At 31.8% G+C, this 4,718-nt stretch carries 5 protein-coding genes; all 5 read left to right on the top strand.

Going from position 1 to position 4,718, the window contains the following annotated elements; translation table 11 throughout:
* Window positions 1-122: 122 nt before the first annotated feature.
* A complete protein-coding gene (gene deoC, locus KHW44_RS06515) occupies window positions 123-764 on the top strand; it encodes a deoxyribose-phosphate aldolase (protein WP_304067443.1) in 642 nt (213 codons plus the stop codon).
* Between the two features lie 51 nt (window positions 765-815).
* Window positions 816-1,607: a histidinol-phosphatase HisJ family protein gene (locus KHW44_RS06520; RefSeq protein WP_304067446.1), complete on the top strand. Its 792-nt coding sequence runs from the start codon at window positions 816-818 to the stop codon at window positions 1,605-1,607.
* Entirely contained in the window at window positions 1,607-2,548 is a 942-nt protein-coding gene (locus KHW44_RS06525) for a 2-hydroxyacid dehydrogenase family protein (protein ID WP_278730656.1), read from the top strand. Before KHW44_RS06520 ends, KHW44_RS06525 begins: the two co-directional genes overlap by 1 nt.
* A gap of 59 nt (window positions 2,549-2,607) precedes the next feature.
* A complete protein-coding gene (locus tag KHW44_RS06530) occupies window positions 2,608-3,900 on the top strand; it encodes a hypothetical protein (protein ID WP_278726465.1) in 1,293 nt (430 codons plus the stop codon).
* A 2-nt stretch (window positions 3,901-3,902) separates the two neighbouring features.
* Window positions 3,903-4,718 (top strand): YveK family protein (locus KHW44_RS06535; RefSeq protein WP_304067456.1); only part of this gene is annotated, 816 nt, incomplete at its 3' end.

The raw sequence follows: 4,718 nt of genomic DNA on the forward strand, positions 1-4,718 counted from the left end.
AAGAGCTTTGACTATTTTGACAATTTCTGACTCATTCCATTCAGATAAGCAAACTACTCCTGAAGAAAGACAAACATCATTTACAAAAATGATGGAAATAGCATTGGAATTAGGTGAATAATATGGAATTAAATAAATATATCGACCATACTTTATTAAAAGCAGATGCAACATCGGCTGACATCAAAAAAATCTGCGATGAGGCAGTTAAATACGATTTTAAAAGCGTGTGCGTAAATTCTTGTTACACATCTTTGGTTAAAAAGTCTTTGGAAAATTCAAGTGTTTTGGTGTGCACTGTTGTGGGATTTCCACTTGGTGCTATGAGTATCAAATCAAAAGCTTTTGAAGCAAAGACAGCAATCGAAGATGGTGCAGATGAAATCGACATGGTTATCAATATCGGCAAATTAAAAGAAAAAGATTATGATTATGTCGAAAAGGACATCCAAGCTGTAAGAGATGCTACAAAAGGAAAAGTTTTGAAAGTAATCATCGAAACTTGTTTATTAACTGATGAAGAAAAGAAAAAAGCTTGTGAAATCTCCGTGAAGTGCGGCGCTGATTTCGTGAAGACTTCTACAGGTTTTTCAACAGGAGGAGCAAAAGTAGAAGATGTCAAATTGATGAAAGATACTGTAGGTAACAAAGCTATGGTAAAAGCAAGTGGTGGAATTCATTCTAGAGAAGAAGCTTTATCTATGATAGAAAATGGAGCAGATAGAATCGGAGCATCAAGCGGTATTAAAATAGTAGAAGGATAATTGTAAAAGATGCTAAATATTTAGCATCTTTTCGTTCATTTAAGGAGTTATATGTATTATAGAGATCAACATTGTCATACGGAATTTTCATTTGATAGTAAAGAAAAATTTGAGAATTATTTGAAACTTGTCAAAGGTGACATTATCACCACCGAACACTTGGATTATGGATTTACATATAATGATGGTAGAGTTGAGGATGTGGACATTGATTACGACAAATACGTAAAAGTGATTGAAGAACACAACCAAAAGAGTTCACAAAAAATCTTAAAAGGAATAGAAATTGGATACACAACCGAAAACTTAGAGAAAATCAAAAACACTGTGAACAGCAGAGATTATGACATTCAACTTCTATCAATTCATCAATATGGAGGCAAAGATTTTATGAATCCAAAGCCAGAAGATTATTCTCAAAGAGAGTTTCTTACAAATTATTTTGAAAAAATGCTGGAAGCTGTGAATAATTTCAAAGATTTTGATGTGTTAACACACATTGATTACGCATTGAGACTTAATAAATTGGAATCTAAAAATATGGACATTGTAGATGAATATTTGACAAAAGTTCTTGCAGAAATCATTAATGATGAAAAAGCCTTGGAGCTTAACACTAGAAGCGTGTACCAATACGACAACTTAGAATATTACACATTTGCGCTCAAAAAATATGTGAAAATGAAGGGCAAATTATTCTCAGTTGGTAGCGATGCGCACTATGAAAATTATTACAGATATCACTTTGATGATGCTTTCAAATTATTAAAAAGCGTGGATGCAAAGTATTTGGCGATGTTTGAAAATAGAAAAATGACTACAATAAAAATGGAGGATATGTAATGAAAGTTTTGATTACTAATAGAATCCCTGAAGAAATTATTAAAAAATACGAAGAGAATTTTGAAGTAGATTATCACGATAGTTTGGACTTTTTGTCAAAAGAAGAATTGAAAACCAGAATAAAAGATGCAGAAGCTTTAGTGTGTCCTTTGAGTGAAAAAATCGATTCAGAAATTATCGATGCAGCTAAAAATTTGAAAATAATTGCAAATTACGGCGCTGGTTTTGATAATGTGGACATTAATTACGCAAAAGAAAAAGGAATAATTGTCACAAACGCACCTGCATCTGCATCGACAAAATCAACTGCAGAATTGACTTTTGGTTTGATGATAGATCTACTCAGAAATATTACAAAAATGAATTCTGATTGTTATGATGATTCATTTGAAGGCTGGAAGCCTGTGTATGGTTTGGGAGAAACATTGGAAGGTAAAACTTTGGGAATAATCGGACTTGGAAGAATTGGAACTGAAGTTATGAGAAAAGCCAAAGCGTTTGACATGGATGTGATATTCTACAATCGTAGCAAAAAGGAAGTTGATGGGGCAAAGCAAGTAGATTTAGATTATTTACTTGAAAACAGTGACGTAATAACTTTACACACAGCTTATAGCGAAAAACTACATCACTTAATAGATGCAAAAGCATTCTCAAAAATGAAAAAATCAGCATATCTTATCAACGCATCGCGTGGCAAAGTTATTAGCGAACAAGATTTGATAAATGCATTAAATAATGGAGAAATTGCTGGTTGTGCATTGGATGTGTACGAATTTGAGCCCAAAATTTCAGAAGATTTGAGAAATGCCAAGAATATTTTATTGGCGCCTCATTTGGGAAATGCAACTAAACTTGCGAGAGTTCAAATGGGAGAATTTACTTTTGATAATATTATGCAATTTAAAAAAGGAGAAATCCCTAAAAATAAAGTAAATTAGTTTATTATCGCGTTTAATTATGGTATACTAATTTAGTAAAAAAATGAAAAGGGGAATTTATGACTGATGATATAAAAGCATTGTTCCAATCAAAAGGGTTTTTTGTGTTTTTATCATTGATGTTTAAATTGTTTTTGGATTTGAGCTATTCTTATGCGATAAGTCCATTGTTTTCGTACATGGGGCTTGTGAACAATTTAAATATTTACAAATTGATAGAATCATACGCTTTGGTTGTGATAATGTGTTATACGATAAGGCATAAAGTAGAGAGAGTCAGTGATTTTTATCTGATGCTATTTTATGTTTTGATAATCATACCATGTTTAAATATATATCCTTATAAGGATTTCTCCAGATTATATATGTACATGTTGATAGCATCGTTTTATACAATTCAAATTTTCGCTAATTCACCGAAATTGAGATTATCTTTCTCGGATAAAAAAATCAACGAAAATTTCATAGTCTATGCTTTTGCACTGGTGGGAATATTGATGTTTGCCTGGATAATAATGCGAGGCGGACTAAAATATTTGAATTTCGATTTTAGAAAAGTATACGACACTAGAAGGGAAATCGCGGAAGTAATCTTCCCAGGACCATTTGCATATTTTATGAACTGGTATGGTAAAATTATCAACCCAACTTTGTTGGTGTTCTGCCTTTGGGATAGAAAAAAATTAGGAACTGTAATCACATTGATTTGCCAAGTATTTTTCTTTGGATTTACTTCACATAAGTCAATGCTATTTTATCCGGTTTTGGTAATTTTTATAGCTATCGTAAAGGGAAACAAATACACTGGAAATTTAATGACTATGGGACTAGCGGGGCTTACATTTTTGTGTTTAGCTTTTTATTTGATAACTGATAATTGGCAACCGATAAGTGTAATTGTAAGACGTGTTTTCATGGTAACTGCAGATAATCATTTCAGATATTATGATGCATTCAAAAACATTGATTTCGTGTATTTGACAGACAAATCTTGGGTATTTGGAGGAAGATTGTATCCATATAATTATCCAATCCAAGCATTGATTTCGATGATTTATTACGGTCATCCAAATACTTGGGTAAATACTGGATTCATTGCAAATGGATACGCTAACTTTGGTTTTTACGGAATGTTAACTTATTCTGCGATAACTGGTTGGTTAATTGGAATTATGGATGAAATCTCATACAAAAAAATGCCTTTGTGGGTAGCAATAGCAATAACTATTGTTCCTGTGTTCAATCTTATTAGTGTAGATTTACTTACAGGACTTCTATATCACGGATTGATTATGAGCATAATTTTAATGTGGTTATTGAGTAAAAGAGATAAAAAAGTTAAGGAGATATAAACTTGGAAGAATTAAATTTAAAAGAAGCGTGGCAAGCAATACTTAGAAAATTGCCACACATTATAATAATAATGCTTGTGTGTGCGTTATTGACAAATGTTTTTAATAATGTTTTGGGAAAGGACTCTTACTCATCAAAAGTTTCAATAATGGTGGGAAGTCCAGAAGATTTTGAAAAAGAAGGAGCAGTTGTTTCCAAAGTAGACGCAATGATCAATACACAATTGGTTTCAAATGTTGAACAGTTGATTAAATCAAATTCAGTTTTGGATACAGTAGCAGAAAAAGTAGGAAATGGTGTTAGCTCTTCTGATTTAAGAAAAGATTTGAAAGTAAAAAGCGTTCCATCTACATCAATTATTGAAATGGAATATTCAAGTGAAAGCGCTCAACAAACTAACAAAGTATTGGAAGAATCATTAAAAGCTATTACAGATTTGACTAAAAAGACAATGAAAAAAGATAATATTCAAGTCGTTGATGCACCAAATGCTAAGAAAAAAATCAAACAACTTATCAATAAAATAGACACAGCAATAGGATTGTTCTTGGGAATGTTAATAGGTCTAGCATATGCATTCGCTTCATATTACAAAGATCCTAATATTTTCAGCAAAGAACAATTGCAAAACAAATTGGGACTTGAAACAGTTAGCGTACTTTCAAATGATTATGACGAAAATTCAAATAGCGCATTGAGCTTATTGAACAGAAGAATAGATAGTTTTGACAATGTTGGTGTGTTTAGTTTTGATCAAAACACAGCAAATTTAGCCAAAGCATACAATTCAAATTTCGAAAAGAAAATTACAGCTATA

The organism is Finegoldia magna (genome assembly GCF_018371055.1).
In the GTDB taxonomy this organism is placed as follows: Bacteria; Bacillota; Clostridia; order Tissierellales; family Peptoniphilaceae; genus Finegoldia; species Finegoldia magna_I.

Coding starts and splice junctions, on each gene's coding strand:
- deoC (WP_304067443.1), top strand. CDS start 123: ATGGAATTAAATAAATATATCGACCATACTTTATTAAAAGCAGATGCA.
- KHW44_RS06520 (WP_304067446.1), top strand. CDS start 816: ATGTATTATAGAGATCAACATTGTCATACGGAATTTTCATTTGATAGT.
- KHW44_RS06525 (WP_278730656.1), top strand. CDS start 1,607: ATGAAAGTTTTGATTACTAATAGAATCCCTGAAGAAATTATTAAAAAA.
- KHW44_RS06530 (WP_278726465.1), top strand. CDS start 2,608: ATGACTGATGATATAAAAGCATTGTTCCAATCAAAAGGGTTTTTTGTG.